This window comes from Aquimarina megaterium XH134, from assembly GCF_000520975.1.
GTDB classification, from domain to species: Bacteria; Bacteroidota; Bacteroidia; order Flavobacteriales; family Flavobacteriaceae; genus Aquimarina; species Aquimarina megaterium.
In genome coordinates this window covers 43654-66463 of record NZ_JACB01000050.1, presented here as the reverse complement: position 1 = coordinate 66463, position 22810 = coordinate 43654, and the positions used below count along the sequence as shown (strand labels likewise).

Annotated in this window: 15 protein-coding genes; 9 read left to right on the top strand and 6 right to left on the bottom strand. The window is 32.5% G+C overall.

Annotated features, from left to right (window positions below):
• Window positions 1–146: 146 nt before the first annotated feature.
• Entirely contained in the window at window positions 147–614 is a 468-nt protein-coding gene (locus Z053_RS0122865; RefSeq protein ID WP_025667291.1) for a Fur family transcriptional regulator, read from the top strand.
• On the top strand, window positions 614–1885 hold the full coding sequence (locus Z053_RS0122860; RefSeq protein WP_025667290.1) for an adenylosuccinate synthase: 1272 nt from the start codon (window positions 614–616) through the stop codon (window positions 1883–1885). Before Z053_RS0122865 ends, Z053_RS0122860 begins: the two co-directional genes overlap by 1 nt.
• Window positions 1886–1955: 70 nt before the next feature.
• Here the strand turns inward: Z053_RS0122860 and Z053_RS0122855 are convergent, their stop codons facing one another.
• The gene (locus Z053_RS0122855; RefSeq protein WP_035096598.1) at window positions 1956–2660 is read right to left on the bottom strand and encodes a hypothetical protein; all 705 of its coding nucleotides are present in this window, start codon (window positions 2658–2660) and stop codon (window positions 1956–1958) included.
• An 88-nt stretch (window positions 2661–2748) separates the two neighbouring features.
• Window positions 2749–4110: a PD40 domain-containing protein gene (locus Z053_RS0122850; RefSeq protein ID WP_051476125.1), complete on the bottom strand. Its 1362-nt coding sequence runs from the start codon at window positions 4108–4110 to the stop codon at window positions 2749–2751.
• 486 nt (window positions 4111–4596) lie between these two features.
• Between Z053_RS0122850 and Z053_RS0122845 the strand changes: the two genes are divergently transcribed.
• The 7 genes from Z053_RS0122845 to Z053_RS0122815 all read left to right on the top strand — a co-directional run bounded on the left by Z053_RS0122845 (window position 4597) and on the right by Z053_RS0122815 (window position 14484).
• The gene (locus Z053_RS0122845; RefSeq protein WP_025667287.1) at window positions 4597–6372 is read left to right on the top strand and encodes an OstA-like protein; all 1776 of its coding nucleotides are present in this window, start codon (window positions 4597–4599) and stop codon (window positions 6370–6372) included.
• 64 nt (window positions 6373–6436) lie between these two features.
• Window positions 6437–7627 carry an aspartate aminotransferase family protein gene (locus tag Z053_RS0122840; RefSeq protein ID WP_025667286.1) on the top strand — a complete coding sequence of 397 codons (1191 nt, stop codon included), beginning with the start codon at window positions 6437–6439 and terminating at the stop codon, window positions 7625–7627.
• Between the two features lie 332 nt (window positions 7628–7959).
• Window positions 7960–9351 carry a tetratricopeptide repeat protein gene (locus tag Z053_RS0122835; RefSeq protein WP_025667285.1) on the top strand — a complete coding sequence of 464 codons (1392 nt, stop codon included), beginning with the start codon at window positions 7960–7962 and terminating at the stop codon, window positions 9349–9351.
• An 87-nt stretch (window positions 9352–9438) separates the two neighbouring features.
• Entirely contained in the window at window positions 9439–10404 is a 966-nt protein-coding gene (locus Z053_RS0122830) for a DUF368 domain-containing protein (protein ID WP_025667284.1), read from the top strand.
• 3 nt (window positions 10405–10407) lie between these two features.
• Complete coding sequence (locus tag Z053_RS0122825) at window positions 10408–11433, top strand: DUF368 domain-containing protein (protein ID WP_025667283.1); 1026 nt, start codon at window positions 10408–10410, stop codon at window positions 11431–11433.
• Entirely contained in the window at window positions 11430–12161 is a 732-nt protein-coding gene (locus Z053_RS0122820; RefSeq protein WP_025667282.1) for a shikimate dehydrogenase family protein, read from the top strand. Before Z053_RS0122825 ends, Z053_RS0122820 begins: the two co-directional genes overlap by 4 nt.
• Before the next feature lie 139 nt (window positions 12162–12300).
• Complete coding sequence (locus tag Z053_RS0122815) at window positions 12301–14484, top strand: DUF349 domain-containing protein (protein WP_025667281.1); 2184 nt, start codon at window positions 12301–12303, stop codon at window positions 14482–14484.
• A 346-nt stretch (window positions 14485–14830) separates the two neighbouring features.
• Here the strand turns inward: Z053_RS0122815 and Z053_RS0122810 are convergent, their stop codons facing one another.
• From Z053_RS0122810 to Z053_RS0122795, 4 genes are all read right to left on the bottom strand, one after another.
• A complete protein-coding gene (locus tag Z053_RS0122810; protein ID WP_025667280.1) occupies window positions 14831–16288 on the bottom strand; it encodes a RagB/SusD family nutrient uptake outer membrane protein in 1458 nt (485 codons plus the stop codon).
• 16 nt (window positions 16289–16304) lie between these two features.
• Window positions 16305–19382: a SusC/RagA family TonB-linked outer membrane protein gene (locus Z053_RS0122805; RefSeq protein WP_025667279.1), complete on the bottom strand. Its 3078-nt coding sequence runs from the start codon at window positions 19380–19382 to the stop codon at window positions 16305–16307.
• Window positions 19383–19642: 260 nt separating this feature from the next.
• On the bottom strand, window positions 19643–21082 hold the full coding sequence (locus Z053_RS29200) for a helix-turn-helix domain-containing protein (protein ID WP_025667278.1): 1440 nt from the start codon (window positions 21080–21082) through the stop codon (window positions 19643–19645).
• Window positions 21083–21457: 375 nt separating this feature from the next.
• Window positions 21458–22807: a RagB/SusD family nutrient uptake outer membrane protein gene (locus Z053_RS0122795; protein WP_025667277.1), complete on the bottom strand. Its 1350-nt coding sequence runs from the start codon at window positions 22805–22807 to the stop codon at window positions 21458–21460.
• Window positions 22808–22810 lie beyond the last annotated feature (3 nt).

Below are 22810 nucleotides of genomic sequence, written 5' to 3'. Positions count from 1 at the left end.
ATGAATTAAGAATCATACTATTTTACAAAGATTCTTTTTTATGGTCAAATCGGTTCAAATCAACTAATTTTAAAAAACCTTAAATAATCGTTTTTAAATCAGAGTCTCACTAATAAAAAATAATGTAACTTTGCGTTTTTAAACGTATGAGTACTAAAGCAACTACACAAAACGATCAAGTTATCGTTAAAAATGTTTTCACCAGTTTCTTAGAAGAAAATGGTCATAGAAAAACACCCGAAAGATACGCTATACTTCAAGAGATTTACGAAAGTGATGAGCATTTTGATATCGAATCATTATATATCAAAATGAAAAACAAAAATTATAGGGTAAGCCGTGCCACACTTTATAATACTATAGAGCTTTTATTAGAATGTAAATTGGTTAGAAAACATCAATTCGGACAAAATCAGGCTCAATACGAAAAATCATATTTCGACAGACAACATGATCACTTAATTTTAACTGATACCGGGGATGTATTAGAATTTTGTGATCCTAGAATTCAATCTATAAAAAAAACAATCGAAGAAATTTTTGACGTAGATATTACAAATCATTCTTTGTATTTCTACGGAACTAAAAAAAACCCAACTAATAAAGATAACTAATGGCGGTAAACTTATTACTTGGTCTTCAGTGGGGAGACGAAGGGAAAGGAAAAATTGTAGACGTTCTTACAAAAGATTATAATATTATTGCACGATTTCAAGGTGGTCCTAATGCCGGTCACACTTTAGAATTTGATGGAATCAAACATGTGTTACATACTATTCCTAGCGGAATTTTTCATGATAAAGCCATAAATCTAGTTGGAAATGGTGTCGTAATAGACCCTGTGATTTTCAAAAAAGAATTGGATAATCTTAATAAATTTAATTTAGATTACAAATCCAAATTATTGATTTCTAGAAAAGCCCATCTAATTCTTCCTACACATAGGATTCTGGATGCTGCTTCTGAAGCTTCTAAAGGAAAAGCAAAAATTGGTTCTACTCTAAAAGGAATTGGCCCTACATATATGGACAAAACCGGTAGAAATGGTATTCGAGTTGGAGATTTAGAATTAAATGACTGGAAAGAACGCTACCGTGCTTTAGCCAATAAGCATGAAGCAATGATTGATTTTTATGATTCAAAAATAGAATACAATCTGGAAGAGCTAGAGAATGAATTCTTTGAAGCGATTAAAGTTTTAAAAACACTTACTTTTATTGATAGCGAAGAATATCTTCATCAAGCCCAAAAAGAAGGAAAAACAATTTTGGCAGAAGGTGCACAAGGGTCTTTATTAGATATCGATTTTGGCACATACCCTTTTGTAACATCATCAAATACTACAGCAGCAGGAGCATGTACCGGTTTGGGTATTGCACCAAATAAGATCAAAGATGTTTTTGGTATATTTAAAGCATACACAACTCGAGTTGGTAGTGGACCATTTCCTACCGAATTATTTGATAAAGATGGAGAGACAATGGCACAAGTTGGTCATGAATTTGGGGCTACAACAGGTAGACCAAGAAGATGTGGATGGCTAGACCTTGTAGCACTAAAATATGCAGTACATGTAAATGGTGTTACAAAATTAATGATGATGAAAGGCGACGTACTAAGTGGGTTTAATACCTTAAAAATATGTACAGCTTATAAATACCAGGGTAAAACAATCACTCATTTACCATACAATATAGAACCTGAAAATGTGACTCCTATCTATACCGAGATGAAAGGTTGGTCCGAAGATCTTACAGGAATGACCGATCCTTCTCAATTACCTAAAGAGTTAAATGAATATATCTCGTTTTTAGAAAAAGAATTAGAAACACCTATTACAATTGTTTCTGTAGGACCAGATAGAACGCAAACCATACACAGGTAAAAAAAACATTATAAAAAATAAGAGCGGCTGTAAAAATATACAGCCGCTCTTATTTTTTATATCTATAGCATTAATTTCCTAAATAGATAAAAGTATTAATTACCAGATAAGGTTGATAGCGATCAAAAGATTGATTTGCTCCTCCACTATTTAGTGTTACATTATGATTGTGATTTCCGGCATTACTAGTATTTGTATTTCCTCCGGCCAATAAAATTCTTCTATTTGCATCTACACCATTTTGCACACGTTGATTAGAAAAGAAACCAGCAAAACCATGCCTATGATTCCCTCTAGTATTTGTTGTACCCGTAAAATTAACATTAGGTAAATTTGCCTGGACTAAGGTTGTATTTGCTTGTCCTCCTGTATCCCCTATATTCTCTCCTCCTGCGGGATGTTTTAAGACTCTATCTGTTGCATTGGGTAAGTTTGTGGTAAACCCTAAACTAGTAGCAACTGCTTGAGCTGTAGCCGAAAGTGTTGCAATACTACGACCATCTAAAATATACCACCCGCTATGATCTGCAGTAGCAACGCTAAACTTTACATCTCCGTCTGATGCTGATTCATTTGCAGCAACCCATCTTGTTCCATCCCAGTAATATATCTTATCATCTGTAGTGTTATACACTATCGACCCTTCATTAGGAGTTGCAATACCATTCATTTGAACAGTAGTAACATTAGGCAATCCTAATATAGAATTCCTATCGACCTGAGCATAAAAAAAATGACTTACAAAAACGAAAATTAAAAATAGTTTTACTTTCATATAGTTATTTGTTTTACCATAAATATATAAAAGCAAAAACATTTATCAGAAAATAAATCTAAAATATATTTTCTATCAATTCATAATATCATAATGAAGTAGTCCCTTCCTTATTAGGTTTTAGCTCTATTACTCTTTCTAATTTTCGCATAATTTTCTGCTTACGATAATAGCCATCAGGAAATGATTTTATCTGCTTGAAACCGTAGATATCATCATCACCTTTTCCTCCTTTACGATTACTTGCAAAATACCCAGTTTTGCTTTCTTCATTAATAATAAAAGTAAAATCATCTTTAGAGCTGTTAATAGGTTTTCCTAAATTATAAACTTCTACTACTCCTTCTTTATTTAAAATAGCCATAAAAATATCTAACCCTCCTAGCCCCTTATGACCATCACTGGCAAAAAACAACTTTCCTTTATCACTAATATAAGGGAAAGTTTCACGGCCCGAAGTATTAATTAAATCTCCCAGATTTCTAGGCGTTCCAAAACTTTCATCTTCATTTATTTTCACCACATACAAATCTGATTTCCCCTGGGTTCCTGGCATGTCACTTGCAAAATATAAGTATTTGCCATCTGAAGATAATGCAGGGTGCGCTATTGAGTACTCATCACTATTAAAAGGCAACTCTTCTACTTCTCCCCATTTTCCGTTATTATAACGTGCTCTATATATTTTTAATAAAACAACGCCTTCTGTATTTGTTTTAGATTTTCTTTTAGAATAATTATTTCTAGTAAAATAGACTGTTTTTCTATCCTTACTAAAAGTTGCAGAGGATTCATGAAACTTCGAATTAATAGTCCCTTTTAATTTTTCAATACTTTTCTGTTCAGAAACATGTGTAGTTGTATACAAATCCAAGAAAGGTTGATCATTCCACTCGTGTAATACTTTAGAAAAGTTATTGGTATTTCTCGAGGATGCGAATACTAATTCCCCATTATAAAAACTAGGAGCATAATCAGAATATTTAGAATTGATATTTAAGGTATCAATTATAAATTCCTTTGGCTTATCTTTTTCCGATAAAGTATTATCTAATGAATCATGTATCTGTTCAATTCCTTTATCATTACTTGCATATAACCAATGCGCTATATCATCTTCATTTTTATATTCTTCAGTACTTTTAAAGCATTGTGTATACCTGGTTCGGTATTCTGATTTCATCTTTTCTGGATACAAAGAAGACAACACTCGATACCATTGTGCTGCTTTTTCTAACTCACCATTAAAGTAATATGAATCCCCTAATCTTTCATATAACTCTATTGATTTACCTCCTTTTTTTATAGCTTTTAAGTACATTTCCCTTGCCTCGATATAGGCATACTTTTCAAAAGCTTCATTTGCTTTTTCCAACTGCTTTTCCTGAGAAAACACAGCACCCCAAAAAAACAAAAAAAATAGAGCCCCTAAGTTTTTTTTCAAAACCATCTATTATCTTTTTGTTAATAGTATAACGACCTCAACTGTTCTTTTTTTTAAAAAAAGTAGCTCTATATCTATTCTTAATAATGGATCAGAATAAACAAATTTGCTTTTGATAAAGAATAAAAGTTAAGATGATGCTATCCCCATAGCATTGATCGTTTCCTTTGTTGTTTCCTATCGCAATTTACTGATGCTTAAGTAGATCTAGTGTTAAAAAATTCGAAAATTTCTCTTATTCGCTTCTTTTTATCTGTATTAGTCCTTTGATCGTACAAAACTTACACATTATCCTTTTTTTATAAAACTAAACCCCTCTACTAATTGTAGAAATTACTTGCTTTTAAGTTATTACAGAGATAAAACATGTTAAAATGCAACATAAGATTAGACATAAAGTTATTAAATGAACACAACTTACTTTTTATTTTACTGCTATAGCCACAATCATTAGATACAATTTTCGTTATTTTGCATACAAATTTGAAACACTTGAAAAACAAATTCTTCTATATACTATTTGCTTTTATATTTTCGGTAGCATCATTTGCACAAGAAGGAAAACAAATCAAAGTTCAATCTGATCGTACCATAAAAGATCAAAATCGGTTTCCTGGGGCAACTATCCTGGCCAAAGTAGACAAACAGGTATATATGCAACATGAAGGAATTGAGATATGGTGTGATCAAGCTATTCACTATGGTGAAGATAAGTTTGTTAAGGCCTTAGGGAATGTAAAAATGAAGCAAGGAGATACCATTACTATGACTAGTAAATATGCTGAGTATAATGGTAATACTAAATTTGCATATGCAAGTGATGATGTATTTATGGAAACTCCTTCGAATACATTACGTACCGATACTTTATTCTTTGATCGACTTAGGCAACAGGCCTATTATCGTAGTGGAGGAACAGTTAGAGATTCTTCGAATACATTAACCAGTCAAATTGGACGGTACTTTATGGATAGAAAACAATATTCATTTAATACCGCAGTAAAAATTGTAAATCCAGAAAATACGGTCGATTCTGATCGATTGGATTATTATACAGAAAATGGTCATGCATATCTATATGGCCCCTCAACAGTTAAAGGTAAAGAAAGTACATTATATTGTGAACGAGGGTTCTATGACACTAAAGTTAAGACTGGATATGCTATCAAAAATGCAAAAATCGACTATGATAAACGCACTGTTTTTGGAGATAGTATTTTTTACAATAGTGCTAGTCAATTTGCTTCGGCTACTAATAATATTAGAGTATTAGATACTGCAAATAATTCTGTAATTACTGGTCATTATGCAGAGGTTTTTAAAGAAAAAGATTCTGTTTTCATCACAAAGAGAGCACTTGCAGCTACTTTGCAGGAAAAAGATTCGATTTTTATTCACAGTGATACACTTATGGTCACTGGTAAACCCGAACGAAGAATAATGAATGGTTTTTATGATGTGAGAATTTATAAGAGTAATATGAGTGGTAAAAGTGATTCTATTAATGTAGATCAGACTACAGGATATACTAAAATGATTGGCCGACCGATTATTTGGTCGCAAAGAAATCAAATGACAGGTGATACTATAAAAATTATCTCGAATACAAAGACAGAAAAGTTAGATTCACTTATCGTATACCAAAATGCTTTTTTAGCACAAGAAGACACCCTTAAAGCCGGATTCAATCAAGTAAAAGGCCAAATACTTTATGGTTTATTTAAAGAAAATGAACTCTACCAGGTAGATATTGACAAAAACACAGAAACTATATTTTATCAGAGAGAAAGCGAAGGGGAGTTAAAACTTATTGGTATTAATAAAGTACTCTCTAGCTCAATCAGATTATTATTAAATAATCGAGAGATTGAAGATGTCTATTATTATCAGAATATTGACGGTACTTTATATCGTGAAATTGATCTACCAGAAAATGCTCGTGAGCTCTCTGGTTTTAATTGGCGTGGTGATGAACGCATTAATAGCAAGGCTGACCTATTTAGAGGAGAATCGCCTCCAGAGCTTACCAAAATAACAGGAATCCCATTACCAAAAGATGAAGCAGATTTCTTTGATGAAGAAACAGTTAAACGTTTAGAGGATAATAAGTCAGAAGGTTCTCGATTATTAGAGCAAGAACTTAAAGATGCTGAGCTCAAAGAAACCAACGAACAACTAGATTCTATTCCTTTTAAAAAGAAAGTAAAAGAAGATCTTAATACCGAAAAGAAAAAAAGCCAAAAAGATAGTACCAATATCGAACATTAATATCTTTTTGTGTAAAAATATCGGATAACGCATTCAAACCCGATAATCTAGTAAAAAAACAATCTTGAAACAGGATTTTTTCAAATATCAAGCGCAAACTACTCCACATCCCTTAGCTATAGAAGTTTCGTATGCTACTGGTAGCTATATTTATGACACTAACAACAAAAAGTATTTGGATTTTGTTGCTGGAGTATCAGCCTGTAGTTTAGGACATAAGCACCCTAGGGTTATACGTGCAGTAAAGAATCAATTAGACAAATATCTACACGTCATGGTGTATGGTGAATACATACAACAACCTGCTGTAGAACTCACCAAATTATTGGCTTCTCACCTACCCCATCCATTAGAAAAAACCTACTTAACCAACTCAGGAACCGAGGCTATTGAAGGGGCTTTAAAATTAGCCCGAAGAGTTACAGGTCGAAGTCAGATTATTGCGGCAAAACTAGCATATCATGGCAACACTATGGGATCTATGAGTGTAATGGGATATGAAGAACGCAAACAAGCATTTAGGCCATTAATTCCTGATACCTCTTTTATTACATTTAATGATGAAAAAGAGATACAACAAATCACACACAAAACCGCAGCAGTTATCTTAGAAACCATACAAGGAGGAGCGGGATTTATCGAACCTAAATACGAGTATCTAAAAAAAGTAAAAAAGAAGTGTCAAGAAGTTGGAGCACTGTTAATTCTAGATGAGATACAACCTGGATTCGGAAGAACTGGTACATTATTTGGCTTTCAACATTATGGTATCGTTCCTGATATTGTAGTAATGGGTAAAGGAATGGGTGGCGGACTTCCGATTGGGGCTTTTACCGCTTCGACAACAATGATGGATCAATTACAGGACAACCCCAAATTAGGCCATATCACAACATTTGGAGGAAACCCTGTCATTGCAGCTGCCGCTTTGGCAACATTACAGGAAATTACAGAGAGTGACGTAATGGCAGCTACATTAGAAAAAGAAAAACTATTCAGGTCACTATTAGTTCATCCATTAATTAAAGAAATTAGAGGACTGGGTCTTATGTTAGCTTTTATAACTCCTTCTGCAGAAATAACAAATCAAGTTATATTAAAATGTCAAGACCATGGATTAATCTTATTTTGGTTACTTTTTGAGCCTCTTGCAGTACGTATTACGCCACCACTTACTATATCCGAAAGTGAAATCAGAGAAGGATGTCAAATTATCCTTACTGCTTTAGATCAAATATTAGACAACAAAATTTAAGCGGTAATCATTGAAGTTTTATTAAAAAAACCGTATCTTTAGTAGACCATCCATTATTTTCACAAATTCATTAATACATTTCGGCTTCTATAAAAGAAAAACTCTATATCATTATCTATATAATGGTACGTATTTTGTTAATTAGTTTGTTAAAAACAATTGGTTTTTGAAGTATTATTATTCAATTTCATTTGTAATTTTAATACTGAGGAAATCAATAATGCGAAAATAAATTAAGTAATGGATTTATTAGATACTTTTATTTGTTGGGGAAAACAAAAAAAGTATTTACATCAATTTTATGATTTATTGAGCATCTTTAATCAACGTGTATGAGATTTAACCACGAAGAAGAAGAAAATAATTTCTCGATTACTCGATACGAGTCTATGCTGAGATCTAATGATGTTAAATTTTTTGATTCAGATGAATTTGAATCTATTATTCATCACTATTTAGAAAATGGAAAAATTGCTAAGGCAAAAAAGGCAATTTCTTTGGGACTTTCTCAACATCCATCGTCTGTTAATCTTAAATTATTGCAAGTCGAAGTTCTCGTTTTTGAAAATCGCTTAGATAAAGCAGACAATCTTTTGGCTCAGCTACATGCTATAGAACCAGAAAATGAAGAAATCTACATTCAAAAAGCTAATATTCTTTCTAAACAAAACGATCATATAAAAGCCATAGAGTTATTAATGATGGCACTTAGCTACACAAATGATGCTGCCGATGTGTATTCCCTTATAGGAATGGAGTATCTTTTTATGGATGATTTTGAAAATGCAAAAATCAATTTCATGAAATGTCTCGAAGCAGATGATCAGGATTACTCTGCTTTATATAATGTGATATACTGTTTTGATTTTCTTGAACAACATGAAGAAGCTATCGAATATCTAAACATGTTTCTAAATAAAAATCCATATTGTGAAGTCGCCTGGCACCAGGTTGGTAAACAATATTTTGATCTCGAAGAATATGAAAAAGCACTAGCAGCTTATGATTTTGCAATTATAAGTGACGAATATTTTATTGGTGCCTATTTAGAAAAAGGGAAAGTATTAGAAAAACTAAAAAGGCATAATGAAGCTATAGAAAACTATAGAATAACATTAGAACTAGATGACCCTACTTCTTTTGCTTTACTAAGAATAGGAAAGTGTTATGAAAAACTAGGTGTAGATGACCTTGCTATTCAACACTATTCCAAAACTGTGCATGAAGATCCATTATTAGATAAAGGATGGATAGCTATCACTGATTTCTACATGCGTAAACGTGATTATCAAAAAGCACTATACTATACAAACAAAGCTATAAACATCGATGGCGAAAATGTTTTATACTGGAAACGTTACGCAAAAATAAACAATAGACTTGCATTTTTTGAAGAGGCAGAACGAGGATATAGAAAAGCTATCGAATTAGGGAATTATGAACTAGAAACCTGGTTAAATCGTTCGGACATCCTTAGGTTTATAGGAGAATCAAATGCTGCAATACAAAATTTACACCAAGCTATAGAATTTTATCCCGATAATGCAGAAATTCAATATAGACTTGCTGGTTTATACTATGAACTACAAGATTATCAAAAAGGGGAGTATCATATAAGAAAAGCCTTAGATCTTGACTATGAATATCATATCGTTTTGGAAGAACTTTTTGAAAAGATTTTTAATCTAACTCTTGTTAGAAACATTATTTCTGAATACCAATAATTCTAAAAAAGACTGTTTTTTTTCTAATTGATTACATTGCAAAAATCCATACATTTGTTTTAACTTAAAACACCAAAAACAATAAGAATGCAAAGAAATCTTAAGGATTACCTTATCATCTCTGCAAAAGGATTAGCAATGGGAGCGGCAGATGTAGTTCCTGGAGTTTCTGGAGGAACTATTGCATTTATATCTGGCATATATGAAGAATTAATTGAAACTATTAATGGACTAGATCTTGGTTTTTTCTCGGTTTGGAGAAAAGAAGGATTTAAAACTTCCTGGAAAAAATATAATCTATCTTTCTTAACGGCCCTTTTTTTAGGTATTGTAACCAGTATTCTTTCTCTTGCAAAACTTATAAAGTGGTTGCTTCATAATGAACCTCTATTACTTTGGGGATTTTTCTTTGGATTAGTTCTTGCCAGTATCGTTTATATTGGAAAACAAATCACTGCCTGGAAACCAAAAGTAATCATTGGCATTATTCTGGCAGCAGTACTTTCTTATTTTATCACTATAGCAGAACCTCTGGCTTCACCAGATAGTAACTGGTATCTTATGTTTTGTGGATTCATTGCAATCATTGCCATGATATTACCAGGAGTATCAGGAGCTTTCATACTACTTATTCTTGGGGTTTACCAAACAGCTATTGATATTCTGAACCAATTACGTAATGGAATTGTACAAATGGATTTTGATATTTTGTGGCAGGCTATTTATAAAATATTAATCATGGCTATTGGTGCCGCTATAGGGTTGAAATTGTTTTCTAAAGCACTTAATTGGATGTTTAAACATCATAAAAATATGACTTTAGCTATACTTACCGGCTTTATGATAGGCTCACTAAATAAGTTATGGCCCTGGAAAAAAGTAGAATCCTGGAGAACAAACTCTGAAGGAACCGAAGTTCCTTTCATAGAAAAGAGCATTCTACCAAGTCAATTTGAAGGTGATGTTAAAATGATTTGGGTTTTACTTTTTGTAGTTATAGGTTTTCTATTAATCCTTATCTTAGAACGCCTTTCTGTAAAAAAACCAGACTAACCAATGCAACAAAGTACCCGAACCTTTACTGATAGACTTTTCCTTGTTATTAAAGGTCTTGCAATGGGTGCAGCAAATAAAGTCCCTGGTGTTTCTGGCGGTGTAGTTGCATTTGTTGCCGGGTTTTATGAAGAATTTATCTATTCTCTTCAGAAAATAAATTTTAAAGCATTTAAGCTTTTTATCAATTTTAGGTTTAAAAGCTTCTGGCGATATATAAATGGACGATTTCTTGGCCTTTTAATCTTAGGAATGTTAATTAGCTATTTTAGTGTTTCTAAAATTCTGGATTACCTTATTATTCATTATGAACTATATGTATGGGCAGCATTTTTTGGGATGATCATGGGCTCTATTTATTATATAGTAAAAGATTTTAACGATTGGAATAGAAGAAACATTTGTCTTATTATTATAGGTATCGTTGTTGGGGTTAGTATTAGTTTATTGGCTCCTGCAAAAGAAAATGACAATCTTTGGTTTGTATTTATCTGTGGTATTATTGGTGTATCAGGTATGACATTACCTGGATTATCTGGTTCTTTTATTCTTATTTTACTAGGTAATTACGTTCTTTTACTGGTTGATTCTGTAAATGCATTATATGATACAATAGCCGATCTAATACGCTGGGACCTTTCATTTATAGAAGATACTCACAGAATTAGATTACTAAAAGTACTTATTGTATTTAGTCTTGGTTCATTAACTGGTTTAGTTACCTTATCCCATTTTTTAGGATATGTTTTAAAACACTATAAAAATGCAACTTTTGCAGCGATCATTGGATTCATAACTGGTTCTCTAGGTGTCGTTTGGCCCTGGAAGAATAAAATTTATAAAGTTGATACTCTAGGAAACACACAAATTGATGCATTGGGTAATCCAATACTCGATAATTATGATCGCTATTTTCCTGATTTTACAACTATCGAAACTTATATTGGGATTTTTTATATTCTCGTAGGTATTGGCATCGTTTTATGGTTAGAATGGTATGGCCAAAAAACGCTAAAAACTTCAAAATGAAAAAAATTTACGGTTTATTAGGTAGAAACATCAGTTATTCCTTCTCTAAAGGTTATTTTTCTGAAAAATTTGAAAAAGAAAATCTAGATTGTGAATATAACAACTTTGATCTTACCCAAATTAAAGATTTTATTGAAGTTACCAAAGATCCTGATGTACAAGGTTTAAATGTAACCATACCTTATAAAGAAGAAGTAATTCAATATATGGATGATCTGGACCCAATAGCCAAAGAAATTGGGGCAATAAATGTCATAAAGTTTGATAAGGGTCAAAAATTAAAAGGATATAATAGCGATTATTATGGTTTTACAGAATCTTTAAAGCCTTTACTTAACAAAACGATAAAAAAGGCATTAATTCTTGGTACAGGAGGTGCTTCAAAAGCTATTGCTTATGCATTAAATCATTTAAATATCGACTATACATTTGTATCACGTAATCCTGATTTTAATGAACTAAGTTATAGCGATCTCGATGAAGATATTATACAAGCATACAAACTAATAATAAACTGTACCCCCCTGGGAACCCATCCGAATATTCATAATTACCCAGATATTCCTTATGAATACATTACCAAAAATCATGTTTTATATGATTTGATTTATAATCCAGATGAAACTACTTTTATGAGCAAAGGAAAAGAAAAAGGAGCTACTGTTTCTAACGGATTACAAATGTTAATACTGCAAGCAGAAAAGGCTTGGGAAATCTGGAATATGTAATTTTTGGCTCATTTTGTCATAAAATTCTTACCAAAACTCTTTTTAAGTAGTCTTAAAACCTTTCAATAACTTTGAGTTTTTCTAATATGTTAGTATCTTAGTCAGGCATTAAACTCAGACAAACAAAAACGCTCACACAATGTCCACACGTGATAACCTGCCTCAGGCAGATGGAAATGAAGAAAATAAGACTAAGATTTTAGATGTAAACTTAGAAACTGAAAATCTAGAAGCCGTTAAATCAGAAGATTCTGATGAAGTAACTACTGAAAACACAGAACATTCTGTAAATGAAGAATCTAAAACATCGGTTAATCCACAGATTACCGATGCCATAGAAGAAGATTCTGAGTCTGAAAACAGTAGTGCAACTACAGAAGAAACACTAGATGTTGATAATGCCGTACAAGAAAACGCGCCCACTGCAGATGAAGCTACCTCAGAAAATAATACAACGCCATCTGTAGACGAGAGTAGCAATACAACTACTTCACAAAAAGAAGAATCAAAACCTAAAACTCCAGCTGGTGAGGATCAAATTCAAGATCAAATGGATGAAGCTGTCGCTGAGCATAGCGAAGATGAGAGCACCATAGAGCGTCATAATATCGAGAAGAAGGATTATCATGCAATGAATAAAGAAGAATTGGTCAAAGAATTACGAGAGTTGATCAAAAATGAAAAAATTCAGGCAATTAGAGAGCATGTTGAGGAAATTAAAAGTGAGTTTAATGAAAAATTTAATGAAGAAGTAGAACAAAAAAAGGAAGAATTCTTGGCTGATGGTGGTGATATTATAGATTTCTATTATTCTACACCAATAAAAAAAGAATTTAATTCTGTTTATTTTGATTATAAAGAAAAACGAAATTCATATTATCAAAATCTTAAAAAAGATCTTCAGGAAAATCTAAAAAGAAGATTAGAATTGATTGATGAATTAAAAGGCTTACTTAATGTAGACGAAAACATAAATACAACATACAATCATTTTAAAAGTATTCAGGAAAGGTGGCGCAATGCGGGCCCTATACCAAGGGATAAATACAATACTGTATGGAATACCTATCATCATCACACTGAGAATTTTTATGATTTTCTGCATTTAAACAGAGAATTTAGAGATCTTGATTTTAAACATAATCTTGAGCAAAAACTTAAGATTATTGAGCGTGCCACAGAATTAGCACAAGAAACCGATGTTAATAGAGCATTTAGAGAATTACAGCTGCTTCATAAAATGTGGAAAGAAGACTTGGGACCTGTTGGAAAAGAATATAGAGAACCTATCTGGGAAAAATTTAGTGCATTAACCAAAAAAATTCATGAAAATCGCCAGAGGTATTTTAAAGATCAGGATAAGATCTATGAACAAAATCTAGAAGTTAAAAGAGAGATCATTGCAAAAATTATTGAAGTTAGCCAGGATCATCCTAAAAATCATAATGGTTGGCAGCAAAAAATAAAAGAAATTGAGGCGTTAAGAGATGATTTTTTTAAAGCAGGAAAAGTACCTTCTAATCTAAATGAACAAACTTGGAGTGAGTTTAAAACTGCTGTAAGAGATTTTAATCGTAATAAAAACGCATTTTATAAAGGCCTTAAAAAAGATCAGTTTGATAATTTAAATAAAAAAATGGAACTGATTCAGATTGCAGAAGATAATAAGGATAGTGATGACTTTACTGCTATTACTCCACTTATGAAAAAAATTCAATCTGATTGGAAAAAGATTGGTCACGTACCTCGAAAAGATAGTGATAGAATCTGGAAAAGGTTTAAAGACGCATGTAATTCTTATTTTGATAGACTTCATGCAGAGAGAAATGAAGCTAATAAAGAAGAGCTCATTTCTTTAGAAAAGAAACAGGAACATATCGAAGCTCTTAAAAAACTAGAGCTTTCTGGGGATACTGAAGCCGATCTTAAAACTATAAAAGACAACATTGCTACCTGGAAAACTTTGGGTAGAGTGCCATATAAAAAGAAAAACATAGAGGCAGAATATAATAAAATTCTGGATAGTTTCTTTCAGCAACTTAATTTGGGTCGTAAAGAAACAGAGCTCATTAAATACGAAAACAAACTAAATACTTTATCCGGTCAGAGTGATGATCGAGCTCTTAGAAACGAGCAGAGCTTTATTCGTAAAAAAATTGATGAAGTTAATGGTGAAATCCGCCAATTAGAAAACAATCTTCAGTTCTTTAAACATGCCAAAGATGATAATCCAATGGTAAGAGATGTACGAAAGAATATCGAAAAACATAAAGAAAACCTAGATGTTTGGAAAGCTAAACTAAACAAGATTAAGCAACTTTAATCATATATATGATTTTCTGTAATTTAGAAATCTAGTTATTCTAAAGACATAGGAACACATACATTCTTATTATAGCTAAACTTTTCTCTCTCTGAGTATAGACAAAAGCAGTAACCAATTGTTTCTAAATAACATCAATAATTCTGCTGTACATATTCTATCGACTTTAAGTTGTGGTGATATAAAAGGAATTTTCTCATGTAGATGCACCTTAACTTTTTGTAGATAATATAAAATATCGTTAGAATACTCTAAAAAGAATAAACAGATAAGTTAAAAAATAAATTACCCGCCAACCATGAGCTGACGGGTAATTTTGTTTATATAACAAACAGTGTATTTCCAATTAATAACCAGGATTCTGTTGTCCAGCTATAGTTGGATTTGCATTAATCTCTGCTGTTGGAATAGGGAACTGGAATCTAAAATCTCCTGCTGCAAGAGTTGGAGCTTCAGGAGCTGTTCCTGTACCATCAATAATATCACCTCTAGTTGCATTTCTAGATATGCTTTCTCCTCTTCTCTTAAGATCAAAGAATCTATGACCTTCACAAGCTAATTCAACTCTTCTGTTAAATTGGATAGCATCTTCAAGAGCAGCACCTGTTTCACCTCCGGTAAAAGAAGTAAAGCGCTCATTTCTTAACTCATCTAAAGTAGCTAATGCCTGAGCTCCCTGACCTAGTTCAAATTGTGCTTCAGCCTTATTTAAAAGAACCTCTGCATAACGAAGTACTTTTACATCTACTCTACCGTTAACCTGACCTTCTTCACCCAAAAACTTTTTGATTGCATTATAGTCATTACCTTGGTTTGTTCCTACAAATTGTAAAACATCTCTTCTTACATCATTAGCATCTATACTATTGAAGAAATCAAAATCTAGTACATATTCTGAAATAGTTGCAGTACTAGAAGATTGGCTGTAAAGAACTCCAACATTATTACCGTTAGATTCTGAAGTAGTATTAATAGAAAGTTCTATCACTACACCAGCATTAGTTTTATCGATATATACATCAGGAAGTTGTGCTGCTGTTGCCAATGTAGCAGAAACTGCATCAGCCGCATCTATAACTTTTTGATATTCTCCATTATATAAATATACTCTGGATAATAATGCATTTACACCATTTTTATTTAACCTGCCTTCACCATTATCATCATCTATTAGTGTCTTTGCACGTTCTAAATCACCGATAATTTCAGCATAATTTGACCCTACAGTTTCTCTTGCAGGTTGTGCAAACGGATCTCCTGTATCGCCATCTTCTACTTTAAGGTATACTGCACCTAATGAACCATTAGCATCACCACTTTGTGTTGGGATTTTACCAAAGATTCTTGCCAAATCAAAATGTGCCCAGGCTCTTGCAGCCAATGCCTGTCCAAGAATATTATCCTTTTCGGGCCCATCGTTAAGGTTATTTATTTGACCTATTACCAAATTGGCAACATTAACTGCCTCATACGCCTCACTCCAGTATAACGGAATAGGACCAAGAGTACTAGCTACATATCTAAGATCATGGTAATCATCATTAGATCTTCTACCAGTCTGTGCCTGTATTACATTATCAGAAACTATATCCGGAATTCCTTGCAAACCAGAGTTAGGGTTAGAATAATACAACCATAACTGTCGATAAATACCATCTACACCGTTTTGAAAAGCGGCTGGGCTATTAAAGAAAGTATCTGGATTACCTTCTGTAAAAGGTTGCGCATTATCTAATTCATCGTCGCAGGCAAAAAACCCTAACGATAGAAATAAAATAACTACTATATAAATTTTATTGTTCATCTCTCTTTTTTTTTAATTAAAATCCTACTTCAACTCCAAACGTGTAAGATCTCGTTTGTGGGTAACTAAACAAACTAAACTCTCCAGGAACAAAACCTGCGTTCCCTTGATCTCCTGATTCCGCAGAACCTAAACCAATTTCAGGATCGCCATTGTAATCTGTTATTGTCCAAATATTCTGACCAGTAACAAATAGCCTAAGTGATTCTAATTTTATAACATCCAAGAACTTTCTAGGCATATTATAATCAAGAGTTAATGTTCTCAATCTAATAAAATCACCTTTCTCTAAGAATCTTGTTGTTCCACCTTGATCTGCAGTAGCTTGAAATAATGGACTTGGTAATACATTTGTATCACCTGGTTGTCTCCAGTAGTTAAAAGCTTCTGTTCTTAGGTTTCTGTTAATATTTCCTATTGCGATACCTTGCTGACGTTGGTTGTTTAATATATAATTTCCTCCTCTGTATACAAAATCACCTCTTAAACCAAATCCTTTATATTTTACAGAAGTATAGAATCCTCCTTCATACTTAGCAATTGGAGATTTTCCTTCCTGAATCTTTTGGAAACTATCATTATATGTTTCTGTAACATTTCCATCAAGGTCTATATATTGTGGAGCACCATTTGCAGGATTCACTCCAGCATATTCTACTAGATAGTAAGAGTTAATATCTTGCCCTTCTCTAAGAATAATATTTCCAAAAGTACCTGTAACAATATCCTGACTATTGATTAGTTTATTAACTTTTGTATCCAACAGTGTAATATTTCCTCCCATAGATAAAAGGAAGTTCTCAGTTCTTATTACATCAGCATTTAAAGTGATTTCAAAACCACTGTTTTCTACCTCACCAATATTCTGGAAAATCGCATTATCTTCATCTCCAACAGTAAAAGAAATAGGTCTATTAAGAAGAAGATCTTTTGAAGTCTTCTTAAAGTAATCTACAACACCACTAATTCTATTATTTAAGAACGCAAATTCTAATCCAATATCCAAGATAGCTTGAGACTCCCACTGGATAGCTGGATTTGGTGCTCTTAAAGGTACAGCTGTTGTCTGACCGTTATACGTATTATTAAACCCAAGTACGGGTAAAAATTGGAAGTTTGGAATATTCTGGTTACCTGCTGTTCCGTAAGAAGCACGAAGTCTCAAGTCATTAAAAAATGAATCATCCATAAAACTTTCTTTAGCTATGTTCCAAGCTAAACTTCCACTTACAAAAGTACCATACTTATTGTCTGGTCCAAATCTTGAAGATCCATCACGTCTTACCGAAGCAGAAGCGATATATCTACCATCAAAATCATAATCAACAAATAATGCCTGAGAAAATAAAATTCTTCTATCTTCTTCTGATCCAGCAGCTGTAGCTTCGGCAGCAACATCTAAATATGGAATATTTGGAGAAGGAAACCCTCTAGCTGTTGCAAATAAATCTGTTCTGATATTTTCATTATATTCTAATAAGAAACTAGCAGATACATTATGTAGGTCATTAAAAGTATCGTTATAGCTTAGTAGGTTCGATACATTATATTCAAAATCAAGGGCAAAATTTTCTGTTTGAGTTCCAGGGAAATTAGCATCACCAATAAATCCTTGTAATACTCCACCTGCAATCGATCTATTTGTTCTGTTAAAACGGTTACTTACTAAACCAACAGCGAAACGATTTGAAAATTTCTCTGATAGCGTAAGATCTGCGCCTACATTACCTAAAATTAAAAAGTTACGATTGTTTTCTGGCTCTGTTTGTAAAGCTAAAGCAATCGGGAAAAATGTAGTTGTTGGATTATACACAGGATTTCCTTGAGAATCTAACAAAATACTTCCATCTGTATCTCTAGAAAAAAGTGGATCATAAGGGTTATAATCATACAATGCTCTAAATGGATTCTGAACATTGTTTCTATCTCTAGGAAGATCTGTAGTACTTCTTGCAAAAGAAACATTAGCATCTATGCTAAGCCAGTCTTTTGCCTGATATGTAGTGTTTAAACGAGCTGTAATTCGCTCGAAACCTTTAATTCTATCAATTATACCAGTATCCTTGTTATATCCAAGAGAGAAAAAATAGCTCAAACGATCACCAGCACCAGATATAGATAAAGAATTAGATTGGATTACTGATTTTCTTAAAAGCTCATCTTCCCAATTTGTATCTAAATCAATAAATGCCTGACGTTGCTCAGGAGTAGTAGCTGTAGCACCAGGTAAACTTTGTGCAGCACCAACACCTAAAGCAGCATATTGACGCTCTATTTCTAGCTTCTGAGCTGCATTCATTAAATCAAAAGAATCTGGAATACGCTCTCCGAAACCATAAGAAGAGATAAATTTAATTTTAGCATCTCCTTTTTTACCTTTCTTGGTAGTAATTAAAACTACACCATTCGCCCCTCTGGATCCATATTTAGAAGCCGAAGCAGCATCTTTAAGTATAGACAAAGATTCTATATCATTAGGGTTTAAGTTTCCTAATGGGTTAAAGTTATTATTTAAGGTATTATCTGTAATAGGAACAGGAACTCCATCTATTACATAAAGAGGAGTTGTACTAGCATTAATCGAACCAACACCACGTATTTGAACAAATGCAGTATTTCCTGGTCGTCCATTCGCAGCAGTAACCTGCACACCAGCAGCTTGCCCCTGAAGAATGTTATCAATACTTGTAGAAGGTACAAAATCTTGTAAATCCTGCGCACCTACTGTTGATATCGCAGAAGTTACATTTGATCTTCTAGAAACACCATATGCAGTAACAACAACTTCTTCTAACTCGGCAGCAGAAGTAGCTAACTGAATATTTATTGTAGTATTCTGAGCAACTACAACGTCTTTGGTTTCAAAACCAACATAACTAAAAGAAATTACAGCACCTCTACTAGCAGAGATTGTGTAATTTCCATCAAAATCGGTTTGAGTTCCGTTATTTGTATTTTTGATAAGGACATTCACTCCTGGAAGCGGTAATCCCTTATCATCTGTAACTGTTCCTGATATGCTTTCTCCTTGTGCAAAGGAAATACTACACACAAAGAAAAATAACATTAGAAACTTGTAATAATGTACTTTCATAGATAAAAAAGTTTTCAAAAAATTAATACTTAACATAGTTATTAGATATAACCATAAAAGGAAGGATTAGAATATTTTGATGGCTAACTCAAATTTACTTTCACAAAACTTGAACAAAGTTTAAATGGAAATAATACATTCATCCCTCCTATTTATGATTATAGCCCAAAGAAACATTTTACAGGCATAAAAAAAGGTAACCCCTATAAGCCTTTACCCTTTACCGAAGAAAATTTACCCGTATACAAAGCCCTTTACCTTTAGGATTTAACGTATTCTGATGGTGTAATTCGATTGTATTTCTTGAATGACTTATTGAAAGTCACTTTGTTATTAAAACCGACCTCATAAGCCACATCTATAATATTGAAATCCTCATATTGATGTTGCTTATTTTTTAATATTTTTTTTGCTTCTTCAATTCTATACTTATTAATCAATTCAAAAAAGTTAAGATTAAAGTGTTCGTTTATAATTTGAGAAGTATTATGTCTTGAAGTATTAAGTAATTCTGAAAGCTTTTGAAGACTCATATCATTTCTTCGATATATTTCATCCTTTTCTAATAATTCTAGTAACTTTTCTTTTAATTCTAGGGAAAGTTGTTCTGTAAGACCGGATTTTTTATATTTCTTCAATCCATTATTTAATCCTTTCTGCATTTCATTTTTAATCATTTTTAATCCACTAAATACACCTGGCTCAACAAATGCAGTATAGCTAATGTATAAGATCAATAATGCAATTGACAGAATTTGAAAATTAATAGGAAAATCATTGGCTACACGTCTTATCATCAGGATATCATAAAAAACATATGATATTATATGTAGTGAACATAAAATAATAATATTCCTATGCCAGTGATATTGTATTCTTGGTATAGCCATATTACTCTTAACCGATTTCATATATATTCTTATCACCAAAATCATATATATCAATAATGATAAAAGCTTAGAATCTGATATTAAGGTTATATACGGGCGTTTATCATTTAACATTACCCACAACTTCTCTTCTCCTGATAAATTATATACCGGCAGTAATAAAAGAAGAAGGAATAGTGTAGGAATCAAATGTGCCAAATCTATAGATTTAAACCTATATTTTTGAACTACTCTTTTAAAGTAAAAATAAATAAGTGGCCCATACAAAAATGAAAATAGCGTTGACAGATATAATGAATGCGGAAAATAAAATTCATAATTTGTAGGCAATAAGCTAATATTAATAATAAAAATTGAGTGTTGAAACAAAAAAACACTCATTAAGAGATTAGCTATTTTATCTGCGCACCTTCTAAAATTTAATACTATTGAAATAAACACACCTACAAATCCAACATATAAGCAAAACAGCCACCAAAAGTCAAATTTTTGATGGTATTTATCCTCTAATCGAATATAAGAATCTGAATCATGAATTAGATCAAAATTACTATGCTTTACAAAAGAAACATCCAGACTTATTTGTATGTACTTTTCTATATATCGGCAAGCTAATTTTGCTTTATTAGCTTTGGCGTAAGAAAATGCTAATTCTTTAAATAAAGCTATCGAATCAACATTTTTGTCTTTTGATATTTGTTGGGAGTTTAATTTATATGACTTTAGTTCGTATTTAGGAGTAGAAAATAAAGGGCTGTACTCACTAGTATCCTTATGTTTTATATTTATTTCTTCTGTATAACAATACATGTTTGAAGAAATAAGTAAAACAAGGACAATCCATACTAGAACCGATGTTTGTATTTTCTGAGTTAGCCGCATAATTATTCTCGAGATAATTATGATCAATATGGTATTATACGTTTTAAAACCTTATTAATAACTATAGTCGGTCTAAATCCATAAAAATTACATCCCCTGTATATTTAAAAACAATTTTTTAGGGTTATGACTACCTCTATCAATAACATCTATAATAGCAAAAACCATCAATTTTATTTTGAAATATAAGCAGATCATGAAATAGTCATCAAAGAAGTGTAAAAATTAAATTGCCCACCAATAGTATTGGTGGGCAATTTTACTTATATAAAATTAAGTGTATTATTCTATATTAAAAATAGTTTAATACCCTGGATTTTGCTCTAACAAATCATTTCTATCTCTTGCTTGTTGAGGCACAGGAAAAACCAATTTATTATCATTATAAGGTAATCCTCCTATATTACGCTGTGTTCTCTTGTAATCATGTAAAACAAACCCTTCAAAACCTAGTTCTAGTTCTCTCTCATTTAAAATTAGATCAATGGTTAAAGCACCAAGTGCAGGAGCAGAAGATCTTGCCCTTAAAGCGTTTATTTCTGCCAATGGAGCCTGGCCAGTAGATGTACCTTCTCTAAAGTTAGATTCGGCTCTTATCAAATGCATTTCTGCCAATCTGATCTGCTGCGTATTAGCAAACTGTCTTACAAACTTAGAGCTTAATGTTAATCCTCCGTCTGTATAGGTATAGTTTCTTCTTTCATCTGCGGCAGAATCAAACTTATCTATATAGGCTTGAGCAATCGATATATCTCCTCCTCTACCTCCTAAAGCTTCGCTTGCAAAGTGCACTACATGCCAATTGGTTCCTTCTTGAGTATTAACGACAAATGAAAAAATACTTTCTGCTGTGTTATCATCAGAATCAAAAACCGCATTAAAATCAGGCATCAAACTATGCCCACTATTTTGTATCACATCATCTGCGGCATCTCTTGCAGCGGCATAATTACCTTGTTGTAAATATACTCTAGCTAATACTGCCTGAGCTGCATATTTATCGGCTCTGTCTCCATTAGTATCAGGTAATTTACTATAAGCACTTGTTAAATCCTGAATGATTTGAGTATATACCTCTTCTACAGAATTTCTAGGAACTAATCGTTCAAGACTTGGAGGATCCAAAACAATAGGAACCCCGAGTTGAGTATTTCCGCCACCCGCATTATATTGTTGACCATACAAACGTATTATATCAAAATATGCGAGTCCTCTTAAAAACATTGCCTCTCCTTCAACTCTGTTTTTTTGATCCTCATCTTCAAACTTATCTAAGTTTGCCAATACTGTATTAACAGCACCAAATAACAAGTAAGCATCACGCCACATTCCATTAGCACTAGTATTAACATTATCCAGCTCTTTATTAAATAACTCTCTTAAGTTAGCAAATGTCCCATTCCATTCTATTTGATCTGTATTACCGTATAAGACAGCAATATTTGCCAAATCTCCATCATAATTTCCACCTCCAAAAGTAGGATCTCCACTTCTTGCAGAATCATAAGCACCAGTAAGAATTGCTTCAATATTTGCTGCTGTTGCTGTCGCTACTTCAGTAGAAACACTTTGTTGTGGTTCTATATCCAGTTCATTCTCGCACGATATATTACTGAATATCACAATTAATATCAAAAATTTCAAAAATTTCATAAT

Coding starts and splice junctions, on each gene's coding strand:
- Z053_RS0122865 (WP_025667291.1), top strand. CDS start 147: ATGAGTACTAAAGCAACTACACAAAACGATCAAGTTATCGTTAAAAAT.
- Z053_RS0122860 (WP_025667290.1), top strand. CDS start 614: ATGGCGGTAAACTTATTACTTGGTCTTCAGTGGGGAGACGAAGGGAAA.
- Z053_RS0122855 (WP_035096598.1), bottom strand. CDS start 2,660: ATGAAAGTAAAACTATTTTTAATTTTCGTTTTTGTAAGTCATTTTTTT.
- Z053_RS0122850 (WP_051476125.1), bottom strand. CDS start 4,110: ATGGTTTTGAAAAAAAACTTAGGGGCTCTATTTTTTTTGTTTTTTTGG.
- Z053_RS0122835 (WP_025667285.1), top strand. CDS start 7,960: ATGAGATTTAACCACGAAGAAGAAGAAAATAATTTCTCGATTACTCGA.
- Z053_RS0122830 (WP_025667284.1), top strand. CDS start 9,439: ATGCAAAGAAATCTTAAGGATTACCTTATCATCTCTGCAAAAGGATTA.
- Z053_RS0122825 (WP_025667283.1), top strand. CDS start 10,408: ATGCAACAAAGTACCCGAACCTTTACTGATAGACTTTTCCTTGTTATT.
- Z053_RS0122820 (WP_025667282.1), top strand. CDS start 11,430: ATGAAAAAAATTTACGGTTTATTAGGTAGAAACATCAGTTATTCCTTC.
- Z053_RS0122815 (WP_025667281.1), top strand. CDS start 12,301: ATGTCCACACGTGATAACCTGCCTCAGGCAGATGGAAATGAAGAAAAT.
- Z053_RS0122810 (WP_025667280.1), bottom strand. CDS start 16,288: ATGAACAATAAAATTTATATAGTAGTTATTTTATTTCTATCGTTAGGG.
- Z053_RS0122805 (WP_025667279.1), bottom strand. CDS start 19,382: ATGAAAGTACATTATTACAAGTTTCTAATGTTATTTTTCTTTGTGTGT.
- Z053_RS29200 (WP_025667278.1), bottom strand. CDS start 21,082: ATGTATTGTTATACAGAAGAAATAAATATAAAACATAAGGATACTAGT.
- Z053_RS0122795 (WP_025667277.1), bottom strand. CDS start 22,807: ATGAAATTTTTGAAATTTTTGATATTAATTGTGATATTCAGTAATATA.